The organism is Leminorella grimontii ATCC 33999 = DSM 5078, from assembly GCF_000439085.1.
Taxonomy (GTDB): domain Bacteria; phylum Pseudomonadota; class Gammaproteobacteria; order Enterobacterales; family Enterobacteriaceae; genus Leminorella; species Leminorella grimontii.
Genome location: NZ_AUUA01000003.1, coordinates 179,612 through 200,374, shown reverse-complemented (window position 1 = coordinate 200,374; position 20,763 = coordinate 179,612). Strand labels below are relative to the sequence as shown.

Below are 20,763 nucleotides of genomic sequence, written 5' to 3'. Positions count from 1 at the left end.
ACCGTGCAAGTCTACAATAGCGAAGAAGAACAAGTTGAAGCGGTGAAAGGCTTTTTCCGCGAGAACGGTAAAGCTATCGCGGTTGGCGTCATACTGGGCGTAGGCGGCCTGTTCGGCTGGCGCTATTGGCAATCGCATCAGCACGAAACCAACACGACGGCGTCAATGTCTTTCGATCAGGTTGTGGCCCATGCAGACAACGCCGCGAATGCAAGCGCCTTTATTCAGGCTAATGACAACAGCTATGGCGTTTTCGCCGCGTTGTCCCAGGCCCAGCAGTGGGTGGATAAAGGGGATTTCGCCAAGGCTAAAGAACAGCTTTTGTGGGCGCAGAGCCATACCAAGGACGATAACCTGCTGCCCGCGATAGCGTTACGCCTGGCGCGCGTTCAGGTTCAGGAAAAGCAGTTTGACGATGCGTTAAAAACGCTGGATTCAGTACAAAAGGGCAGCTGGTTTGCTCAGGCTCAGGCAATTCGCGGTGACGTTTTGGTCAATAAAGGCGACGTTAAGGGCGCGCGCGAAGCTTACAGTCAGGCGATAGAGGCCAATCCTTCGCCGATGCTGAAAGAAATGCTGAACATTAAGCTTAACAATCTGGCCGCCTAAAGGGGATGTGAATGAAGTTACGTAAACTTTTTTGCGTAGGATTACTTTCTGCCACCATGCTGAGCGGCTGTTCGCTGTTTGGCGGTGATGACGATGCGGTAAAGGTGTCACCGCTGCCTAAAGTAGACAACCAGTTTTCTCCCAAGAAAATGTGGAGCACGTCGGTAGGTGACGGCGTTGGTGAATACTACTCACATCTGCGTCCGGTCTGGAAAGACGGCCGTATCTACGCTGCGGCGCGCAACGGCATCGTTAAGGCCGTGGACGCCGATAGCGGCAGCCAGGTGTGGAAAACCGACGTCACGGAGAAAAACGGGTTCTTCTCTTCATCGACCTCTCCGATGCTGTCCGGCGGCGTAGCTGCGGCTGAAGGCAAGGTCTTTGTCGGCAGCGAGAAGGCAATGGTGTATGCGCTGAACGCTGAAGACGGTACGCTTGCGTGGAAAACGACCGTTGCCGGCGAGGCGATTTCTCGTCCGGTCGTCAGCGATGGCCTGGTGCTTATTCACACCACTAACGGCATGTTGCAAGGGCTTAGCACGACCGACGGGTCCATCAAGTGGACCGCTAACCTCGGGATGCCGCTGCTCTCTCTGCGTGGGGAATCTTCTCCCGCTACGGCTCACGGCGCGGCGATCGTCGGCGGCGATAACGGCCGCGTGAGCGCGGTGATGATGAACAGCGGCATGCTGATTTGGCAACAGCCTATCGCACAGCCGAGCGGTTCTACCGAAATCGACAGGCTGATCGACGTCGACAGTACGCCGGTAATTATGGGCAACGTCATATTCGCCCAGAGCTATAACGGCAGCTTTGTCGCGCTGGATCTGCGCTCCGGTCAGATTATCTGGAAGCGCGACGTCGGTTCGGTTAATGACTTCTTTATCGAAGGCGATAAGGTTTATCTGGTCGACCAAAGCGACCGCGTGATGGCGCTTTCCTTGAACGGCGGCACCATCTTGTGGACGCAGAACGACCTGCTGCACCGCGGCCTGACCGCGCCGGTCGTCTTTAACGGCTATGTAGTCGTAGCCGACGCAGAGGGTTATATGCACTGGATGGACAGCGCGTCCGGCCAGTTCGTGGCTCAGAATAAGGTCGATGGCGACGGCTTCCTGTCTTCACCGATCGTTGCAGGAGACCGACTGGTTATCCAGGCGCGCGGCGGCGACGTTTATTCGTTCACGCGCTAATCGGCAGTAGTGATTATGTAAACGGCTCCTGACATCAGGGGCCGTTTCGTCTTGTAAAAGCGGACGCGCTGCGCGCCCGCTTAATGCTATAGAAAGAGGCTTTTATCATGGTTCCAGTTATCGCGCTGGTCGGGCGTCCCAACGTGGGCAAGTCCACGTTATTTAACCGTTTAACGCGTACTCGTGATGCCCTGGTGGCTGATTTCCCCGGTCTGACCCGCGACCGTAAATACGGTAAGGCGGAAATCAACGGGCGCGAATTTATCGTTATCGATACCGGCGGCATCGACGGCGCAGAGCACGGCGTGGAAACCCATATGGCCGATCAGTCTCTTCTTGCCATCGAAGAGGCGGATATCGTTCTGTTTATGGTCGACGCCCGCGCCGGGCTGATGCCTGCGGATTCGGCTATCGCTCAGCACCTGCGCGCTCGGGAAAAGGCGACGTTTTTGGTCGCCAACAAAACCGACGGTCTGGACGCTGACAGCGTTATTGGCGATTTCTACGCGCTGGGGTTGGGCGACGTGTATCCGATCGCGGCTTCCCACGGTCGGGGCGTGACGTCGCTGATTGAGACCGTGCTGGGGCCGGTGGATGAAGAAGAGGAACCCGCCGCCGATGAAGACGACTGGGAAGACTTCGATACCGAAGATTCAGAGGAATCAGGCGAGGATGAAGAGGAAGAGTTCGACAGCGCCTATCTGGAAAATCTTCCTATCAAGCTTGCCATTGTCGGTCGCCCCAACGTCGGTAAGTCCACGCTAACCAATCGCATTCTGGGCGAGGATCGGGTCGTGGTGTACGACATGCCGGGCACCACGCGCGACAGCATCTATATTCCCATGACGCGCGACGAGCGCGAGTACGTGCTGATTGACACCGCGGGCGTGCGTAAGCGCGCCAGAGTGACAGAAACCGTTGAGAAATTCTCGGTCATTAAAACCCTGCAGGCCATTGAGGACGCCAACGTCGTGCTGCTGGTGATTGACGCCCGCGAGGGTATCTCCGATCAGGATCTGTCTCTGCTGGGCTTTATTATCAACAGCGGGCGTTCGCTGGTCATTGCGGTCAATAAGTGGGACGGACTGTCTCAGGAAGTCCGCGAGAAGGTGAAGGAAACGCTGGACGAGCGCCTGGGCTTTGTCGACTTTGCCCGCGTGCACTTTATCTCCGCGCTACACGGCAGCGGCGTAGGAAACCTGTTCGAATCCGTACAGGAAGCCTATCGCTGCGCAACCCGTCGGGTGAGTACGTCGCTGCTGACCCGCATCATGCAGATGGCGCAGGACGATCACCAGCCGCCTTTGGTCGGCGGCCGCAGAGTAAAGCTGAAATATGCCCACGCCGGTGGCTACAACCCGCCTATCGTAGTGATCCACGGTAATCAGGTGAAAGACCTGCCGGATTCGTACAAGCGCTATCTGATGAACTATTTCCGCCGCTCGCTGGAGGTGATGGGTACGCCTATTCGCATTCAGTTCAAAGAGGGGGATAACCCGTTTGCCGGCCGCCGCAACAAGCTGACGCCGACCCAGCAGCGCAAGCGCCGTCGTCTAATCCAGCATATTAAGAGCCGGAGTAAGTAGCGGGCACGGTTCTGATTGAAGGGCTAAAAAAGCAAGGGCGCCAAATTTGGCGCCCTTGCTGTTTATTGGACCAAAGCTTAGTTCGCTTCGGGCTTTTGCTCCGGCATTATTGGCGCATTGGCGCCGTCGTCCTGCGGCAGCTCAAAGTCGGTATCGGTTTGGATGAGCGATGCCGGCGCGTCTTCCGGCTCGTCCTCTGGGACGATTTCTGACGCCAACATTTCGTCCTTACGCAGAGAGTCAACCAGCTCGGACACTTCGTCGTCGGCAACGCCCAGCACCTTAAGGGCTTCGGCGCCGATGTGCAGGCTGCTTTCCAGCGTTTCGATAACCACCCAGTTGGCGCCGGCTTCCAGCAGCTTATCTTTGAGGTCCATGTCGAGCACCCGTGCGAGGATTTTCAGCATCGGGTAGAGCGATCTTAGGGTCGAAACGGCCTTCAGCGCGCTGGCGCTGTGGTCGATGGAGACGATCACCATCTGCGCCTGTTCTACACCGATAACGTTAAGCAGTTTGGGATCGGTGATGTCGCCAAAGTAGGCGGGAATGCCCGCTTTTTGCGCTTTTCTAACGATTTCCGGATTTTTTTCAATCACAATGTGCGGAATGGCGGAATCCTGCAGCATTTGCGCCAGAACGTAGCCGGTGTCGCCGTAACCGGCGACGACTACCTTCGCGCTGTGCGCCGCGTCGTCCGGCTTCAGGGCGGAGTTTTCTACGTCCGCGATGACCATCTTTTTAGTCAGGCGGCAGCCGAGCGCGTACAGGCTGGGCGTAAAGGCCATGCTGACGGAGATAACGCCGATGCCGATGATGAAGGTGGAGTCGTCGATGACGCCGAACGCCTTGGCAACGCCAAACAGCACGAAGCCGAACTCACCGCCCTGGCACAGAAGGAACGCAACCTTGGTAGCCGCCTCTTTCGAGGTGCCGAACGCCAAAGACAAAACGAACAGCAAAATGATTTTCAGCAGCAGGATGACCGCGACGTGGCTGATAAAGAAGAACGGCGCCTGCGCCAGCGTTGCAAAATCGATGGACATCCCTACCGAAATAAAGAACAGGCTCATCAGCAGGCTTTTGGCCGATTCAACGCTGGCGTGAATTTGGAATCCGTACTTCGACGTTGAGAGCATCATTCCCATGATAAACGCGCCGAGCGCCATCGACAGGCCGAAGTGGTCCATGATGTAGGCTGCCAAAACCACGGCGAACATGACGAACAGGGAAAAGCTTTCGCGATAGCCTTTCTTGGCCATGCGGTTGAGGATCCACGGCACGCCGTAGCGGCCAAAGGCGATAACCACCAGCAGCGCGCCGATAACCGACAGGGTCTGCATCCACATCGGCGAGTCGTCCGGCAGGACGGCAATTTTGTCCGACAGTAGTGGCACCAGCGCCAGCAGCGGTACGATGGCTAAGTCCTGCATCAGCAGGATGGCGAAGCCGAGGCGGCCGTGCTCGCTGGAAAACTCGTTATGGTCCTGCAAGATTTGAATAACGAAGGCGGTGGAAGAGAGCGCCAGCGTCAGGCCGATAATCACGGCGGCGTTTACGCCATAGCCGAACAGATAGAAATAGCCGCCGATGGCCGCGCCGCTGAGAAGAATTTGCAGCGTACCCAGCCCAAACACCATGCGGCGCATTGACCACAGGCGCCTTGGCTGCATTTCCAGACCGATGATAAACAGCAGCAGCACGATGCCGAATTCCGAAACGTGCAGGATCTTATCCACGTGCTCTTTAAGAATGAGCTGACCCGGCGTATGGGGACCGATGACGATCCCGGTGAGCAGCAGGCCAAGGATAGCGCCAAGACCAACCTTCTTTGATAGCGTAACGGCAATTGCAGCAACGAACAGAATAATAACTAAAAGCAGCATCGGGTCATTCATCGGCAGACCTTCCTGTAACCGGAGCTATTACTGGTTAGACCAGAGGAGAGCAGAGACTTCATGGCGTGATATTCCTTATCGCGTAATGAGTGAGTATCAGGCTGTTGCCGTTTTCTGAATTGACCGGAAGCTTAGGCTGCGTTCTTAACGAGGAACACAGTCTGGTGATTGCACCGCAAATCGGGCGGGACATCGTCTAAGCGTGGCGCATAGCGACGGACAAACTCCGTATATTATACTCAAAGCGGCAGGTCTCGTGCAGACCTTAAATGATTTTTTTGGCAGAAATATCGATGAATAATGCGAAATAGGAATAAGTCCCTCATAAGAGGTAAATAATTGTTCCCTGCACCTGTTGTTATATTTCTATTTAAAAATAGAATGAGAGAAGGCTGTCTTATATTTTCTCATTAACGTTACGCTCAAGCTGCACAAAGGATAAAACATAAAATGATGTCGTGGGAAACGTGGCAGTTCGCTTTTAGCGTAACGGTGCCCAACCTGCTGATGCTGCTGATGGGGATAGGGCTGCGCCGCTTTCGCCTGATTAATGATGAGTTTTGTGATTCCGCCAGTCGCCTGGTGTTTAACCTGGCGCTGCCCTGTATGCTGTTTTTCAGCATCGCCACTAACCACAGCGGCCTTACTCATCACCTGCTTTTAATGAGCTTTGCCGGCGTAGGCACCTTTATCAGCTGGCTGCTGCTTGAGCTAGCGGCACCGTTTCTGGTTCGCGAGAAGAAGGAGCGCGGGGTTTTCGTTCAGGGTGGCTTTCGCGGCAACGCCGCTATTCTGGGCGTGGCGTACTGCGCCATGGCGTTCGGCGATGAAGGCGTTGCAATTGCCTCATTTTATATCGTCATGACCGTCATTCTTTACAACGTCCTTTCGGTGGTGACGCTGACCCGCAGCCTGTCCGACTGCGAAGGAAGCGGGCTTGCCGTTTTCAGCATGGTAAAAAATATTGTTAAGAATCCGCTTATCGTCGGCATTCTGACCGGACTGCCGTTTTCTCTGTTCGACGTTCCGCTGCCGGATGTGCTTATCCGAACCGGCAGTTACGTCTCTTCCATCGCGCTGCCGCTGGCGCTGCTGTGCACCGGCGCGAGCCTGGACTTTCGCTCGATGCTGAGGACCTCTAATACCGCGATACTGGCGAGCATTGCCCGAGTGCTGGTCGTGCCGACGCTGCTGGTGCTTGGCGCTATGCTGTGCGGCTTTAAGGGGATGACGCTGGGGATTATTTTCCTGCTGTCGGCAACCCCCACCGCAGCGGCCAGCTATGTGATGACGCGGGCCATGGGCGGCAACGCGACGCTTGCCGCTAACATCATCGGGCTAACGACGGTAGGATCGTTTTTCACCACTGCGCTGGGCCTGCTGCTGCTTCGCGGAAGCGGAATGATATAAAACGAGAAGGGCGCTTCTTTGTAAAGCGCCCGTCATTTAGCGTTTTTATCAAAACTGGTAGCGCAGGCCGCCGTTCACCGTCCAACCGCGATACCCCTCGCTCAGCTCTCGCTGGCCAGCGGCGTCCGCATACAGCGACAGAGCGTTATTGACGTTAAACGTGACGCCGCCGCCAAGCTCTACGGAACTGCCATAGTCCGCCGTACTGAAGCTGTCCCCGCCCAGTTTGATATGGCCGCCGTCCAAAAAGCCGTGCAGTACGTTGGCCTTAACGTAGGGCGTTACCGTTTGGCCGTTGTTTAACACATGCGAGTAGAGCAGGCGCGCGCCCAGCCGGCCGATGAGCTGGTCCTGATCCCCGAGCGAGACGGAGAAGTTGTCTTTCTTATCGTGCGTATTGTCAAAGTGGGCGCGGATATAGCTCAGCTGCGCCTGCGGCTCTAGCGACCAGCCGGCGGCGGGCGTGAACGGATATCCGGTTTCCAGCGAAACAAACCACGTTGAGCCGTCCAGATTGGCCGTTTTGCCGCGTGCATTGGTCTTCACGTCGCCGTCAAATATTCCAGTACCCAGCACGGAGTCCACATACCAGCCTTGCTGAGACTGATAGGTGCCGTACAGCGCCACCGAATAGGAGTCGGAGCGTCCTTCCGGGGAGCTTTCCGCGTCGGCGGTATAGCGCAGATGACCAAAGGAGACGGCAACGCCTGCGCGCAGCGTTCCTGCGTCATCCCGGCGGGCGAACAGGTTGCCGCCGAGCTGGACGGCGGCGTAGTCCAGATCGCCGTCGTACTTATAGCCTGCGGCACCGTCGTCCGAATGGTAGTCGTAGCTGCCGCCGTAGCCGCGTATCCAGACTTCGCCGGTTCCGGTATCGCGGTTATACAGGCGGTCATCGCGGATTTCCCCAAGTCGACGGTGTAGGCTGTTGATGTCCAGATATCCCGCATACAGCACGGCGTTTGGCGCGCTCAGGTAGGCCGCGCCCTGCGGCACAAGCATTCTTACCGCAGGCGGACTGTCGGGGTTATCCGGATCTTCCGGTTCGGTTGCCGGAGCGTAATAGGCCGACTGCAGGCGGAAGTCCCAGTGGTCGGTCGTGCCGTCGACTATCTTTTGCGTGGGGTCCGCTTGGCCATGTTCTGAATCCGGGCCGTAGGCGTACAGGCGATACTGATACGGCTTTCCGTCCATCGCGACGTAGCCGCCCGCCAGCTGGAAAGACGCCGCCGTTGCCTGGCCGTTGACCTGTATCAGCGAGATCCCCTCACAGGAGCTGCCGGTGCCGCCGCCTGCCGTGGTTGGCTGCGGGTTACTGTTAGCGCTTGGCGACACGTACACTTTTGTAGTGCCGACAGCGTCGCCGTTGATGATGAGCCGGTCAGTAAACTGATTGCCCACCGCGCCGCCGCCGTTCATCAGGGTATTGAACACCAACGTGGCGTTACTGGCGGTGTAGTTGTTTTGTACGGTCAGCGTTTTGAAGTCCGTATTGCCTGCCGGCGCGGCAAAGGCTAGCGTACTGTCCGATATCGCCAGCGAAGATATCGTAGAGGCCATGCTTATGCCGCCGTTAACCACGTCGCTGGCGGGAGTCAGCGTCCAGACAGAGCCATTTTGCAGCGTTAAGTCCGTGGTTGAGCCGTTGCGCAGCAGCGCGCCGCCGTTCAGCTTAGTATCGTCAGCCAATATAGTGAGCTTGGACGGCGTTAACTGCGTTGCATGCTGGTCCACGTCGAACAGTGTGCCGTTGCCTGACGTTACCGTCGTGTCGGTAAGAGACAGATAGTTGTCGCTGCCGCGTACTGAAATGGCGACGCCCTGCGCGCTGGTATAGCTGCCGCCTTTAATCGTGATAGTATTCACCTGGCCATCGTAGCCCGTCATGTGCAGCAGTCGCCCATTCGGACCTGTGGTTGTTACCTGCATGTCAGTCAGCTTCACTTCGCCTCCCTGCCAGGCGATTACGCCATACGCAGAGTCGCCAGCCGTATTTACCGAGCCGCCGGTCAGGTCGATTAACGTGTAGCTCGAACCGCTTGCCACCAGCGACACAATGCCGTGGGCCTGAGCGCCGGTGGTGTTAACGTTTACGTTATTGCCCGTTATGCGGCTGGTCGTGGCGGTGTTGCCGCTGTTACTGCTGGAAGCATACACAGCCCAGCTGTTATCGCCTTGAGTATTTATATTCATATCCGTCAGCGTCGTCGTAGAGTTTGACTCGGCGTTGATGCCGTATCCGTAATCACCCGTTGCCGTAATGGTGGAGTCTTTGACGTTGAGCACTGAACAGCTGGCGTTTTTATTGGCCAGGTTGCAGCCTGCGTGTATGCCGGAGCCGCTATTTTCGATGTTTACGCCGTCAAGTATAGCGTTGCCGTTCCACAGGTGCAGCGCCCACGTGCTTGCGCCGGTCATTAGTTCGCCTCCGGTCATGGTGAAAACGGTAGTGCCGTCGCCGATACCGTTTACCTGCACGCCGTAGGTTCCCGAGATGGACGAGACGTTAACGTTGCTTAGGTTCATCCACCCGGTTGTACCGGTGCCGCTGGTGCCGACCAGTATGGCGGTGCCGCTATGAGTGCGGGTAATCGAGCCTCCCGTTAGCGTCATTTTCCCACCGGCGCCGGCCCGTACGGGGGCGCCGCCGGTTATGGCGCCGTCGTTGATCGTCAAGTTAGTGCCGTTAATGGTGCTATTGAGCCCGATGGCATACACGGCGCCCCCCGTCGTGAGGTTTGTGCTAAACGATTGATAGGTCGCTCCATCCGGCGCGGTGGCGGTGGTACCGTTGGTGACCAATAGCTGATTGGCTAAGGCTTTGGATGGTAAAACCATCAAAGCGCTCAGCGCGGCGGTCATTGACAGTGCAAATCGTATATTTGTGCCTAATAGTGATAGTTTATATGCGTTGCGTTTCACGGAGGCCTCCCAAAGACTTCTGGTTTTAAAGTGTTTTTAATTATTTGAATTGAATTATTCCCTCTTGAAATTAAGTTTTAGCTCTATTTACATTATTTACAAATTTTAATTATTTATAATATTTTTAAATGTTTTCAAAAACGTTTCTTTAATATTTAAATCTTATTTCAAAAAGCAATTAATTTGTTTTAATTCAATTGAGTGAATTATTTTTAAGGAGTGTTTTAATGAAAGTAATTGTCTTAATAATTTTGTTGTTATGAGGGGCGATTTGTAAAATGGTGAGTTGAAAAATAAACAAATATGTTGGCGGTGGACGCCAGTTTCCGGCATGATTTATGCGAAATAAAATAACGTTAACTGCAGCGCCCCGCAGGAAGTGCTTTTTTGCTCATGTCCTGAGAGGCTTTGCGTTAAATAGCTAAAGGACGTTCAATGACTTCGCTTTGCCCACGTTGCCGCAAGGCCATGCTCTGGCGGGAAGGGGACCGCTTTTACTGTGAAAGCTGCCGCAGGGTTTATCAGCAAATAGCGCGCTGCCCGGAATGTGAACATCCGCTGGAAAAGCTCGCGGCCTGCGGCGCGGTGGACTACTTTTGCCAGCACGGCTACGGGCTGATATCGAAAAAGAGGATTGTGCTGAAGTATGAAGAAGTGGCCTAAGGGGCTAACTTACGTACGGCAGTGACCGTGCTGTCCACCCAGCCATCGCTCAGGCGAGTGGCGATAGCGTCGCCTGGGCTTATCGACTCGATGTTTCGCAACGCTGCGCCGTTTGCGCCCTGCGTAACGCTATAGCCTCTGGCGAGCGTCGCCAGCGGGCTTACGCCCTCAAGCTGCGTATAGCCGACGCTAAAGCGCTGGCGCGCGGCGTTGAGCCTGCGCTCCATCGTTTCTCTTAGCTGAAACTGGAACTGCTGAATTTGCCGCTGGCCTCGGTGTACTTGCTCCATCGGCTGGGCCTGCTGTAGCCTAAGGCGCAGGCGCTCGGCCCTTCTACCTTCGCGCAGCAGCTTTTGCTGTAGGCCTTCTTCCAGCCTGCGCTGGAGCTTTATCAGCGCCGTTTGCTGGCGCAACAGGCGAAGCTGCGGGTGCTGCTGTTGGAGGCGGCTTTCCCGCTGCGCCAGCGCCTGACGCCGACGGGCAAGGAAGTAGTCCATCGCCATTTCGAGCCTCTGCCGCTGGGACAGCAGCTGGCGCACCAGCTCGGTTTGATTGCGGCTGACCAGCTCGGCGGCGGCGGAGGGCGTCGGCGCGCGCAGGTCGGCGACAAAGTCGGCGATAGTGACGTCGGTTTCGTGTCCGACGGCGCTGACGATGGGAATTCGGCTCTGATAAATCGCTCTGGCGACCGCCTCTTCGTTAAAGCACCACAGATCTTCCAACGAGCCGCCGCCGCGCCCGACGATCAGCACGTCGCACTCGTTTCTTTGGTTGGCGATCTCAATGGCGCGAACGATTTGCATCGTCGCCTCTGCGCCCTGAACCATGGTCGGATAAATCACCACCGGCAAGGAAGGATCGCGCCGCTGAAGAATGTGCAGCACGTCGTGCAGCGCCGCGCCGGTGGCGGAGGTCACTATCCCGACGCGGGTCGCGGGGGCGGGCAGCGGGCGTTTGCGGGCCGGATCGAACAGCCCTTCTTCGGACAGCTTCCCTTTGAGCAGATCGAACCGCTGCTGTAAGAGGCCGTCACCGGCGGGCTGCATGCTTTCGGCAATTAGCTGATAGTCGCCGCGCGGCTCATAAAGCGTGATGGTCGCTCGCACCAGCACCTGCTGGCCGTTTTGCGGCGCAAAGGTGACTCGGCGGTTGGCGGTGCGAAACATCGCGCAGCGCACCTGCGATCGGTCGTCTTTCAGGGTGAAGTACCAGTGGCCGGAAGAGGGCTGGGAGAAGTTGGAGATTTCCGCCGACAGCCAGATTTGCCCCATTTCCATTTCCAAAAGCTGGCGAACCGTTTGGTTTAAACGGCTGACGGTAAAAATAGAGGGGGTAAGAGGTATCGACATGTGACGGAGATCAAACTCTAAAACAGAGACTTAATTTACTGATACTACATGGCTGAGCCAATGAATCAAGCCCTGCGTGAAAAAAAGTGTGGAGGGAAATCGGTTTCCTCTGTATACTTCACCGGCAATATTTTATCAGTTTCCCCTTCAACCTACCCGGTGAGATATTGCACATGCTACGTATCGCGAAAGATGCCCTGACGTTTGACGACGTCCTGTTAGTTCCCGCCCATTCTACCGTTCTGCCCAACACTGCCGAGCTTTCTACCCAGCTGACGAAAACCATTCGTCTGAATATTCCTATGCTTTCCGCCGCGATGGACACCGTGACCGAAGCGAACCTGGCGATTGCGCTGGCGCAGGAAGGCGGCATTGGCTTTATCCATAAAAACATGTCCATCGAGCGCCAGGCGGAAGAAGTTCGCCGCGTGAAGCGCCACGAAAGCGGTATCGTCACCGACCCTGTCACCGTCGCGCCGGAAACCACCGTGCGTCGGATTAAAGAGATGGCGGTCGAGCACGGCTTTGCCGGTTTCCCGGTGGTGATTAAGAACAACGAGCTGGTCGGCATTATTACCGGCCGCGACGTGCGTTTCGTCACCGATCTTGACCAGCCGGTCAGCGCGCTGATGACGCCGAAAGAGCGTCTGGTCACCGTGAGCGAGAAAGAAGCCAAAGACCGCGATCTGGTATTCCAGAAGATGCACGAAAAGCGCGTAGAAAAGGCGCTGGTGGTGGATAAGAAGTTCCAGCTGCGCGGCATGATCACCGTGAAAGACTACCTGAAGGCCGAACAGAAGCCGAACGCCTGTAAAGACGAGCACGGCCGCCTGCGCGTAGGCGCTGCGGTCGGCGCCGGCGCCGGTAACGAGGAGCGCGTTGCCGCGCTGGTGGAAGCGGGCGTAGACGTGCTGCTTATCGACTCGTCTCACGGTCACTCTGAAGGCGTGCTGCAGCGCATTCGCGAAACCCGCGCCGCCTATCCCAAGCTGCAAATCATCGGCGGCAACGTCGCGACGGCAGCTGGCGCTAAAGCGCTGGTGGAAGCGGGCGTGAACGCGGTGAAAGTGGGCATCGGCCCCGGCTCTATCTGTACCACCCGCATCGTCACCGGCGTGGGCGTACCGCAAATCACGGCTATTGCCGACGCGGTTGAAGCCGTAGGCTCCATGGGCATTCCGGTTATCGCTGACGGCGGCATCCGCTTCTCCGGCGACATCGCCAAGGCTATTGCTGCCGGCGCGTCCTGCGTGATGGTGGGCTCCATGCTTGCCGGTACGGAAGAATCTCCGGGCGAAATCGAGCTGTATCAGGGCCGTTCGTTCAAGTCCTACCGCGGCATGGGCTCACTTGGCGCGATGTCTAAAGGCTCTTCCGACCGCTACTTCCAGACCGACAACGCGGCGGACAAGCTGGTGCCGGAAGGCATTGAAGGTCGCGTGGCCTATAAGGGCTACCTGAAGGCCATCGTGCATCAGCAAATGGGCGGCCTGCGCTCCTGTATGGGCCTGACCGGCTGCGGCACGATCGACGAGCTGCGCACCAAGGCCGAGTTTGTCCGCATCACCGGCGCGGGCATTCAGGAGAGTCACGTTCATGATGTGACAATTACTAAGGAATCGCCTAACTACCGCATGGGGTGATTAGGTTCGGCGGCCTTAGCGCTAAGGCCGCCGCGTTTAAGCGAGGGGCGAGTTAGGTCGATACGCCTCTCGTAATCTTTCTGGTAAGTCGGCTATAATGCCGGGTCTGATTGTTGGCAAAGTCTTTAAATATACATCAGTGATCGTTCCGGCCGAGAACACGCCGTGCCTATATGATCATTGTGTTCGGCCGGAAGGGCGCTTGTTTTTAGTCTTGGAGCGCGTCGGGCATAGCCTTCCTAGGGGCGCTTCGTTGGCTTACGCCAAGTCGACCCCAACGGAAGACTCTCCCTCCGTTTGGCTCCGAAGGTCGTCCGGAACTTACTTCAGGCGTTTGTCATTATTCTGACTCGGTTGTAGCACTGAGTAATTTTCTTTTTCTTGCTCGTTTATCGGGCGTGATTCTCTCGTTTTTGGAAAGCGTACATGTCAAAAAACATTCATAGTCACCGCATTCTGATTTTGGACTTTGGTTCTCAATACACTCAGCTGATTGCCCGTCGCGTTCGTGAGATCGGCGTGTACTGCGAGCTGTGGGCCTGGGACGTCAGCGAAGCGCAGATCCGCGAATTCAATCCGACCGGGATTATCCTTTCCGGCAGCCCTGAAAGCACCACCGAAGCGGGCAGCCCGCGCGCGCCGGAGTACGTTTTTAACGCCGGTATCCCGGTGCTCGGCATTTGCTACGGCATGCAGACCATGGCGGTCCAGCTGGGCGGCGAGGTGCAGGGCTCCAACGAGCGTGAGTTCGGCTACGCCAAAGTCGACGTGATTAACGAAAGCGCCTTTACCCACGACGTGAAGGACTCTATCTCCGCCGAAGGTAAAGCGCAGCTTGACGTTTGGATGAGCCACGGCGACAAGGTGACGGCAATCCCTGCGGGCTTTACCGCCGTTGCGCGCACCGACACCTGTCCGTTCGCCATTATGGCTAACGAAGAGAAGCGCTTCTACGGCCTGCAGTTCCACCCTGAGGTGACCCACACCAATCAGGGGCTGCGCCTGCTCAAGCGTTTCGTGTTGGACATCTGCGGCTGTGAAGCGCTGTGGACGCCGGCCTCTATTATTGAAGACGCCGTTGAGCGCATTCGCCAGCAGGTGGGCGACGACGAGGTTATCCTTGGCCTGTCCGGCGGCGTTGACTCCTCCGTTACCGCGATGCTTTTACACCGCGCTATCGGCAGCAAGCTGACCTGCGTTTTCGTCGACAACGGCCTGCTGCGCCTGAACGAAGCCGAGCAGGTGATGGACATGTTCGGCGACCGCTTTGGCCTTAACATCGTGCACGTGCCCGCCGAGCAGCGCTTCCTGAGCGCACTGGCCGGCATTGCCGATCCGGAAGCCAAGCGTAAGACCATTGGCCGCGTGTTCGTCGAAGTGTTCGACGAAGAGGCCTCAAAGCAGGTCAACGTTAAGTGGCTGGCGCAGGGCACCATCTACCCTGACGTGATTGAATCCGCCGCGTCCGCGACCGGCAAGGCCCACGTGATCAAGTCTCACCACAACGTCGGCGGCCTGCCGGAAGAGATGAAGATGGGGCTGGTTGAGCCGCTCAAAGAGCTGTTCAAAGATGAAGTGCGCAAAATCGGTCTGGAGCTGGGCCTGCCGTACGACATGCTCTACCGCCACCCGTTCCCAGGCCCCGGCCTCGGCGTTCGCGTGCTGGGCGAAGTGAAGAAAGAGTACTGCGACCTGCTGCGTCGTGCCGACGCCATCTTTATCGAAGAGCTGCATAAGGCGGACCTGTACAACAAGGTCAGCCAGGCGTTCACCGTCTTCCTGCCGGTGCGCTCCGTCGGCGTAATGGGCGACGGCCGCAAGTACGACTGGGTCGTCTCCCTGCGAGCGGTGGAAACCATCGACTTTATGACCGCCCATTGGGCGCATCTGCCGTATGACTTCCTGGGGCGCGTGTCGAATCGCATCATCAATGAAGTGAATGGGATCTCTAGGGTGGTTTACGATATTTCTGGGAAGCCGCCGGCGACGATTGAGTGGGAATAGGAATCTGATATTCTCCGATAGTTAGAGAGCATTTAAAAAGCCAGCTATGTCATTTGATTAGCTGGCTTTTTTATTCACGACACTATGTATTCTTTCAATAGGAATAGTATTTATACCCGTTTGCGATTATTTTATGTTCGGCATAAAACAGAATTTATAGGGAGATAATTCTGCATGATGAATTTGGACGAATTTACTCAGCGGCGCAGGCTTTCTGAATTCACTCTGCGGAATGAGAATAACGTTGTCTTTACCCGACTGGGGATTTCCATCTCGTTGCTGTTAAAGCAAACGCATATCCACGCTAAAAAAGTCAGGATTATTGAGTGTTACCGGCGATTTATGGCTGAGTTTAGCGATCGCTTATGCTTTCATCGGCATGAATTTGATAATATGAAAAAATTTAATGCCGAGAATATCGCCAAAATTGAAAATATTATTTTAGAGTCTGGCCCAGAAACAAGATGTGGGTGGTATGTCAGTGATGCAAAAAATAAAGATGTCGCCCCTACCTGCGTTATGCGATATCTGGGTACTTCATGGGATAGTGAAGAAGAATGCGACAATACTGGTTATTTAACACTGATTCTACCCTGGGATTATATTAATACGGATATTGGCCTGAAGAAATTTCATGAGTGGGTCGTATTTCTTTGCGAAAAACTCGAACCACAGAGCGGTGACTGCGGTTATTGTTTAACGATACCTAGGGACTATCATCAGTATATGTCAATGGAATATCAGTTAGCGCTGCGATACCCTTCACTTTCAGTAATTTCGACTATCCATTTACAGGACATTGCGAACAACAATAACCTGAAAACCATTAACTGGATAACTATCCTGGACCATTCATTGGTTAAGCGGTTGGGGGGGGCGGAATGGCTTGAGAAGCTGCTGCACGTTGAGAGTTCCGCCTCTGTCAGCCGCTTCAGTCATGGCCTTATTATTCAGGCAACAGAATATCCTGACCTCATGCCCGTATCGGAAGGGCTGAATAAATCTTATCAGGCCGTCAATAAGCTGCTTCGCCCCATACGGGTACCGCCTGAAAAGATTGATTCACTGCATTTGTTTGGTGCCAATCAATTTACTAACGCGACAAGCATTGTCTGGTATGCGCGTTTTGATGAGTGATTTTGGTTAAGTTGTCGCCTTGTACGCGGTGGAAGTTAATAGTATTTATCCTGCAAGTTGATACAACAACTGGCGGAATCATTGTCGGCTTTATATGCACTGTTGTTCTTATCGCAGCCATTGTGGCACTTGTAGCAATAGTATCAGCTATTGGTACCTTAGGTAGCGCTGCTGCTGCGGTAGCCGCCTTTTTCGCTATGTTAAGTATGACCATGCTACCGGCTACCACCTGAGATATAAAGGATCGTATCGTATGTGTGCAGATGTGGTTGATATGAAGTTCCAGAAATTCTTACTGGGGCTGGAGAAGCGAGTTCCGGAATTTACGTTTGTTGATCATGATAAGAAGCCAGTTATTAAGCTGGGCATTGCAATAACGCTTTTCTTCAAAAAAAGCGCTACGCTGGAGAAAAAACGCAGGATTATTGAATGTTATCGTCGCTTTCGTGAAGAGTTCGGTGAGTTCTTGTGTTTTCAGCGCCATGAATTTACTAATATGAAGCGCTATACTCCAGAAAATATTCAAAAAGTTGAAGAAGCCATTCTCTCTGTAGCTGAAGGGCAACTTTCTGGATGGGATATTAGCGATGCCAAAGGGCAGACATACGCCCCTGACTATTTGATTAACTATCTTGATTCATCCTGGGATGACAGTAATGGCTATCTTTCAGTCACATTTCCCTGGCATTTTATGAAATCGGAGGAGGGAATTACCCGTATCCATGAGTGGCTGATTTACCTGTGCAAACAACTGGAACCGGATAGTGGAGAGTGTGGTTACTGTTTAGCGTTGCCAAGGAGTTATCATGAATATGAACCGATGGAGTATCGATTAGCGAAGCGGTACCACTCGCTCCAGGTAAATTCAACGGTGCATATGCAGTCGAAAAACTATAATGATGCTATTCGTAGCATCAACTGGTTTACTGTTCTGGGTACCCCTTTTATTAAGCGGCTGGGGGGGGAGGAATGGGTAACCAAAATCCTGAGTCGATGTAAAGATATTGAAATCGAGAGATATGCTAACGGACTAATTATCCGTTTGGGGCATTATCCCGATCTGTCTTTGCTAGCTGACGATGTACCAGAAGCATATACTTTCCTGAATCAGTTTATTCGTCCTATCAGAGTGAAACCCTCCAAGGCTGATTCTTTTCATCACTATGGTCAGGGACAGTTCAATAAACAAAGTACAATTGAATGGTATTCCCGTTACGACAAAAAGCCTCTGGCTGTGACGCCGTTACAGGCAGGGACTCCGGCGTTAGTTAGTGGATTCTGGACCACCCGTTCCAGACCAGATATGGAAATGTTTATGGCTCAGGGGACCGTAGCCCCGGATGAGCTGGGGCAAACATCAGGAACAACTTTGTGGGAATTGGTTCGTGAAGCTGAATCTGTGTCGGATAGTTAGTAAGAGTATTCTACATATAAGAGTCGTTGTTCAGGGGAAGAAAGTGGTCTTTAAAGGGAATTCAACAACGGCGGGTGGATTTATTCTTGCCGATTCAGCGAGAGCGTTCAGAATTCTGTGTCACGTTAAAAATTCTACAGCGTCATCATTTTATTCAGCCGCCCATCAAAATAAATGGCTAACTGCGACAATGTCAAATTCCAGCTCTGGATGGGCATTGTCCATTTTTCCTGTGCGTTGATCAGTCCCAGATAAAGCAGCTTCAACAGGCTGTTTTCATTCGGGAAAGCACCTTTGGTTTTCGTCAGTTTCCTGAACTGCCGATGTACCGATTCTATCGCATTCGTGGTGCAAATGACCTTGCGGATATTTGCCGGATAGCGGAAGTACGCTGACACGTTTTCCCACTTGCGCCGCCATGACTGGAGCACCACTGGATATTACTGGAATGACACAGAATTTCTAACACTCCCATTTCTGGAGAGGATTTGGCATCCCAAATTGAGAACACAGAGCTCGGCCCTCGTAGTAATTATTTTTATTAATTTATTGTCCAATCTTCCAACCTCAAACCCGGGACTCGCTCAAATTCTCGAGTATTATTTGTAACCAGAACGAGCCCTAGGGAGCGGGCATGGGCTGCAATCATGCCATCATAAGGGCCAATAGGCGTTCCTAGTTTTGCTAGTTCTGCACGTACCTGACCGGTATGTACTGCGGCATTGGCATTGTAAGTTAATACTTCCAGACGGGCAGCAAAGCCTTCGACCTCCTGCAAATTTTTCTTTGGGTTAGCCGATTTCTCCGCGCCGTAGATAAGTTCCATGAGAGTGATGGTGCTTATGCACATTCTTCCATAGTGAAGGTTAAACGCCTCCCACACGGCCTGAGGTTTATTTTTTATCGTGTAAATGCAGATATTGGTATCCAGCATATATTTGAGCATCAGAAATCTTCCCTAATTTGATCATCTGGCTGTTCCCGAGTGGACATAAAGTCAGACGTTGCGCTTTCTCCATCAAACCAACTATCCCAGCCTTCTCCTGCTGGAGTGATGATTCGAGTACGACCGATCGCCACAATATCTACGTGTTTCACGTCTTCTGGTAGTGCAACGGCTTTTGGTAAGCGCACCGCTTGGCTGCGGTTGCTCTTGAATATTGTCGTTTTCTCCATGATTCCTCCTATGTAATGGTTAATTCGGGGATGACGGATTGAATTACTATCAGCATATTACATGGCAGGGATATGTCAATGGGATATACGCCATTCTGAAATGTATGCTCCAGAAGTTTACTTGTGGAATTGTTACATCACAGCCTTTTTGAAACTCAAACTGTTTAGGATATAAAGCGATTATTGCGGTGATAATCGCATTTGGCATGTAGTACATCTGAAATAACCACAGGCTAGCCTGACGAAAAGTCGCAATTTCCCCAAATATCAAATCGAAGGTGAAGACAAGCGCCTTGGCTTTCTAGTATACCTCCATAACCCACTGACAAAAGATTAAAAACAAAGCCTCGCTTGTTGATGGTCTAAATATGGTCTATATTAAAACCAAGGTGCATTCCATGAGATCAGAAGTAATGAAAGTAGAAACCATCAGCTACATCAAAAGAAACGCGGCGACGCTTGACCTGTCCGAGCCCATCTTGGTGACGCAAAACGGCGTGCCTGCCTACGTGATAGAGTCCTACGACCAGCAGCAGGAGCGGGAAAACGCCATTGCACTGCTGAAGCTGCTTACCCTTTCAGAGAAAGATAAGTCCGAAGGGCGCGTGCTTTCAAAAGCGCAGCTGTTAGACGGCATTGCGGATTGAAGCCTGAGTTGCTTAATCGCTAAGGGACCTAGATGAAAAACGACGTTATCTTTGAGTACACGCTCACGGCAAAGCACTGCATTGACCATATAGTGAATCACCTCCGCCGCATTGACGTTGAACCTCGCCCGGTTATTGCGGATATTCTGACCCAGTTTGAACATACCGTTGGGCAATTTCCGCTTGGATGCCAGATTTGCCCTGAACTGCTGAAGATTGGCTGCGCGAAGTACCGTGAATATAACCACGCCGAAGGTTATCGGGTTTTGTATTCCGTTGACGAGGTATTAGTGACCGCGCATGCGATCCTGTCGCATCGGCAGGATATACAGCAGTTGCTGTTTAAGCGTCTGATAGCGGCGTGATCCCGCTCGGCAATAGTTCAGTTCCCCGCAGCTTTATAAAAAATTGCGGGGATCTTCGTCGGACAATCAGTTACCGCCCACTTCCTGCCTCTCCTGCGTAGAAAACGCCACCCGTCCCAATTCCCCCAGCGCCGGCACCAACAGCCCGATCGACGTTATCCCATGCCCCAGCTGACAAAGGCTCTCTGGCGTGAACTCGTGCACGTCGCTTTGGGCGAAGCTCAGCATCGTATCGCCGATAAACGTCAGGCAGTGGCAAAGGCCCGCTTGCGCTTCCTGACAGCAGTGGGCCAAGTGCAGGCGCTCTTCCGGCGTCATGGTGGAAACGTCGACCTTTTCCAGCGCGTTCGCCAGGTCAGAATAGAGGATCTCGGCGTTGGGCAGTGCGTCGAAATACTTGTTCGTGTTACTATTATCGATAGCCATATCATTACCTTGTTTAATGTTGTGGTTAGACGCCTCGACAGTGTTACCGCACTTCGGGGCGTTGTTTTTTGTTCGGTGTGATAGTAATGTGTCATTACACATAGCTACATTAACTCAAGTGTAATTTAGGTGTCAATACACATGAATGAAAGAAGAGGTAATCCTCCGTTTCAGTTTCGCCTCGACCCCGAGCTGAGAGCCGCAATGGAGAAAGCGCAGCGTGAGGACGGCGATGAGTCGCTGGCTGCGTGGATCAAACGAATCCTCCGTAAAGAGCTGCGCGAACGCGGCATCGATCCAAAAGGCTAATCCAACCCCAACGGC

General features: G+C 53.9%; 18 protein-coding genes and 1 pseudogene. 12 read left to right on the top strand and 7 right to left on the bottom strand.

Annotated elements, in window-relative coordinates:
- The first annotated feature begins 3 nt into the window (after positions 1-3).
- From G544_RS0107830 to der, 3 genes are all read left to right on the top strand, one after another.
- Positions 4-609 carry a YfgM family protein gene (locus tag G544_RS0107830; RefSeq protein WP_027274077.1) on the top strand — a complete coding sequence of 202 codons (606 nt, stop codon included), beginning with the start codon at positions 4-6 and terminating at the stop codon, positions 607-609.
- 11 nt (positions 610-620) lie between these two features.
- A complete protein-coding gene (gene bamB, locus G544_RS0107825) occupies positions 621-1,802 on the top strand; it encodes an outer membrane protein assembly factor BamB (protein ID WP_027274076.1) in 1,182 nt (393 codons plus the stop codon).
- A gap of 107 nt (positions 1,803-1,909) precedes the next feature.
- A complete protein-coding gene (der, locus tag G544_RS0107820) occupies positions 1,910-3,388 on the top strand; it encodes a ribosome biogenesis GTPase Der (protein WP_027274075.1) in 1,479 nt (492 codons plus the stop codon).
- Positions 3,389-3,465: 77 nt separating this feature from the next.
- Here the strand turns inward: der and G544_RS20200 are convergent, their stop codons facing one another.
- Positions 3,466-5,283: a cation:proton antiporter domain-containing protein gene (locus G544_RS20200; protein ID WP_071783327.1), complete on the bottom strand. Its 1,818-nt coding sequence runs from the start codon at positions 5,281-5,283 to the stop codon at positions 3,466-3,468.
- A gap of 453 nt (positions 5,284-5,736) precedes the next feature.
- Between G544_RS20200 and G544_RS0107810 the strand changes: the two genes are divergently transcribed.
- Positions 5,737-6,693 carry an AEC family transporter gene (locus tag G544_RS0107810; protein ID WP_027274074.1) on the top strand — a complete coding sequence of 319 codons (957 nt, stop codon included), beginning with the start codon at positions 5,737-5,739 and terminating at the stop codon, positions 6,691-6,693.
- 48 nt (positions 6,694-6,741) lie between these two features.
- On the opposite strand, the gene G544_RS0107805 is transcribed toward G544_RS0107810, so the two are convergent.
- Positions 6,742-9,531, bottom strand: a complete 2,790-nt coding sequence (locus G544_RS0107805) for an autotransporter family protein (RefSeq protein ID WP_161624113.1) — start codon at positions 9,529-9,531, stop codon at positions 6,742-6,744.
- 519 nt (positions 9,532-10,050) lie between these two features.
- On the opposite strand from G544_RS0107805, the gene G544_RS0107800 reads away from it, so the two are divergent.
- Positions 10,051-10,278: a zinc ribbon domain-containing protein gene (locus tag G544_RS0107800; RefSeq protein WP_027274072.1), complete on the top strand. Its 228-nt coding sequence runs from the start codon at positions 10,051-10,053 to the stop codon at positions 10,276-10,278.
- On the opposite strand, the gene xseA is transcribed toward G544_RS0107800, so the two are convergent.
- Complete coding sequence (gene xseA / locus G544_RS0107795) at positions 10,275-11,627, bottom strand: exodeoxyribonuclease VII large subunit (RefSeq protein WP_027274071.1); 1,353 nt, start codon at positions 11,625-11,627, stop codon at positions 10,275-10,277. The two genes, G544_RS0107800 and xseA, sit on opposite strands and share 4 nt — an antisense overlap.
- A gap of 173 nt (positions 11,628-11,800) precedes the next feature.
- On the opposite strand from xseA, the gene guaB reads away from it, so the two are divergent.
- From guaB to G544_RS0107775, 4 genes are all read left to right on the top strand, one after another.
- Positions 11,801-13,270: an IMP dehydrogenase gene (guaB, locus tag G544_RS0107790; RefSeq protein WP_027274070.1), complete on the top strand. Its 1,470-nt coding sequence runs from the start codon at positions 11,801-11,803 to the stop codon at positions 13,268-13,270.
- A gap of 426 nt (positions 13,271-13,696) precedes the next feature.
- Positions 13,697-15,274 carry a glutamine-hydrolyzing GMP synthase gene (guaA, locus tag G544_RS0107785; protein WP_027274069.1) on the top strand — a complete coding sequence of 526 codons (1,578 nt, stop codon included), beginning with the start codon at positions 13,697-13,699 and terminating at the stop codon, positions 15,272-15,274.
- Between the two features lie 174 nt (positions 15,275-15,448).
- Positions 15,449-16,411 carry a type VI immunity family protein gene (locus G544_RS20195; RefSeq protein ID WP_051155632.1) on the top strand — a complete coding sequence of 321 codons (963 nt, stop codon included), beginning with the start codon at positions 15,449-15,451 and terminating at the stop codon, positions 16,409-16,411.
- A 274-nt stretch (positions 16,412-16,685) separates the two neighbouring features.
- Positions 16,686-17,825, top strand: a complete 1,140-nt coding sequence (locus G544_RS0107775) for a type VI immunity family protein (RefSeq protein WP_027274068.1) — start codon at positions 16,686-16,688, stop codon at positions 17,823-17,825.
- 134 nt (positions 17,826-17,959) lie between these two features.
- Here G544_RS0107775 and G544_RS0107770 read toward each other — a convergent pair.
- The 3 genes and pseudogenes from G544_RS0107770 to vapB all read right to left on the bottom strand — a co-directional run.
- Positions 17,960-18,265: pseudogene (locus tag G544_RS0107770) on the bottom strand (transposase); the annotation flags it as partial.
- 101 nt (positions 18,266-18,366) lie between these two features.
- The gene (gene vapC / locus G544_RS0107765; protein ID WP_027274066.1) at positions 18,367-18,771 is read right to left on the bottom strand and encodes a type II toxin-antitoxin system tRNA(fMet)-specific endonuclease VapC; all 405 of its coding nucleotides are present in this window, start codon (positions 18,769-18,771) and stop codon (positions 18,367-18,369) included.
- Positions 18,771-19,001: a type II toxin-antitoxin system VapB family antitoxin gene (vapB, locus tag G544_RS0107760; RefSeq protein WP_027274065.1), complete on the bottom strand. Its 231-nt coding sequence runs from the start codon at positions 18,999-19,001 to the stop codon at positions 18,771-18,773. The genes vapC and vapB overlap by 1 nt, the downstream gene beginning before the upstream one ends.
- Positions 19,002-19,414: 413 nt before the next feature.
- Between vapB and G544_RS0107755 the strand changes: the two genes are divergently transcribed.
- Together G544_RS0107755 and G544_RS0107750 are read left to right on the top strand one after the other, a co-directional pair.
- Positions 19,415-19,648, top strand: a complete 234-nt coding sequence (locus G544_RS0107755; RefSeq protein ID WP_027274064.1) for a type II toxin-antitoxin system Phd/YefM family antitoxin — start codon at positions 19,415-19,417, stop codon at positions 19,646-19,648.
- A gap of 32 nt (positions 19,649-19,680) precedes the next feature.
- Positions 19,681-20,013 carry a type II toxin-antitoxin system RelE/ParE family toxin gene (locus tag G544_RS0107750; protein WP_027274063.1) on the top strand — a complete coding sequence of 111 codons (333 nt, stop codon included), beginning with the start codon at positions 19,681-19,683 and terminating at the stop codon, positions 20,011-20,013.
- Positions 20,014-20,079: 66 nt separating this feature from the next.
- Here the strand turns inward: G544_RS0107750 and G544_RS0107745 are convergent, their stop codons facing one another.
- Positions 20,080-20,439 (bottom strand): hypothetical protein, encoded by a 360-nt coding sequence (locus G544_RS0107745; protein ID WP_027274062.1) that lies wholly within the window; start codon positions 20,437-20,439, stop codon positions 20,080-20,082.
- 141 nt (positions 20,440-20,580) lie between these two features.
- Between G544_RS0107745 and G544_RS22350 the strand changes: the two genes are divergently transcribed.
- The gene (locus G544_RS22350; protein WP_036023592.1) at positions 20,581-20,748 is read left to right on the top strand and encodes a YlcI/YnfO family protein; all 168 of its coding nucleotides are present in this window, start codon (positions 20,581-20,583) and stop codon (positions 20,746-20,748) included.
- Positions 20,749-20,763: the final 15 nt, after the last annotated feature.

Bases quoted from the DNA above. Each gene is read 5' to 3' on its own strand.
- bamB (WP_027274076.1), top strand. From the start codon at position 621: ATGAAGTTACGTAAACTTTTTTGCGTAGGATTACTTTCTGCCACCATG.
- der (WP_027274075.1), top strand. From the start codon at position 1,910: ATGGTTCCAGTTATCGCGCTGGTCGGGCGTCCCAACGTGGGCAAGTCC.
- G544_RS20200 (WP_071783327.1), bottom strand. From the start codon at position 5,283: ATGAATGACCCGATGCTGCTTTTAGTTATTATTCTGTTCGTTGCTGCA.
- G544_RS0107810 (WP_027274074.1), top strand. From the start codon at position 5,737: ATGTCGTGGGAAACGTGGCAGTTCGCTTTTAGCGTAACGGTGCCCAAC.
- G544_RS0107805 (WP_161624113.1), bottom strand. From the start codon at position 9,531: ATGGTTTTACCATCCAAAGCCTTAGCCAATCAGCTATTGGTCACCAAC.
- G544_RS0107800 (WP_027274072.1), top strand. From the start codon at position 10,051: ATGACTTCGCTTTGCCCACGTTGCCGCAAGGCCATGCTCTGGCGGGAA.
- xseA (WP_027274071.1), bottom strand. From the start codon at position 11,627: ATGTCGATACCTCTTACCCCCTCTATTTTTACCGTCAGCCGTTTAAAC.
- guaB (WP_027274070.1), top strand. From the start codon at position 11,801: ATGCTACGTATCGCGAAAGATGCCCTGACGTTTGACGACGTCCTGTTA.
- guaA (WP_027274069.1), top strand. From the start codon at position 13,697: ATGTCAAAAAACATTCATAGTCACCGCATTCTGATTTTGGACTTTGGT.
- G544_RS20195 (WP_051155632.1), top strand. From the start codon at position 15,449: ATGATGAATTTGGACGAATTTACTCAGCGGCGCAGGCTTTCTGAATTC.
- G544_RS0107775 (WP_027274068.1), top strand. From the start codon at position 16,686: ATGAAGTTCCAGAAATTCTTACTGGGGCTGGAGAAGCGAGTTCCGGAA.
- vapC (WP_027274066.1), bottom strand. From the start codon at position 18,771: ATGCTCAAATATATGCTGGATACCAATATCTGCATTTACACGATAAAA.
- vapB (WP_027274065.1), bottom strand. From the start codon at position 19,001: ATGGAGAAAACGACAATATTCAAGAGCAACCGCAGCCAAGCGGTGCGC.
- G544_RS0107755 (WP_027274064.1), top strand. From the start codon at position 19,415: ATGAAAGTAGAAACCATCAGCTACATCAAAAGAAACGCGGCGACGCTT.
- G544_RS0107750 (WP_027274063.1), top strand. From the start codon at position 19,681: ATGAAAAACGACGTTATCTTTGAGTACACGCTCACGGCAAAGCACTGC.
- G544_RS0107745 (WP_027274062.1), bottom strand. From the start codon at position 20,439: ATGGCTATCGATAATAGTAACACGAACAAGTATTTCGACGCACTGCCC.
- G544_RS22350 (WP_036023592.1), top strand. From the start codon at position 20,581: ATGAATGAAAGAAGAGGTAATCCTCCGTTTCAGTTTCGCCTCGACCCC.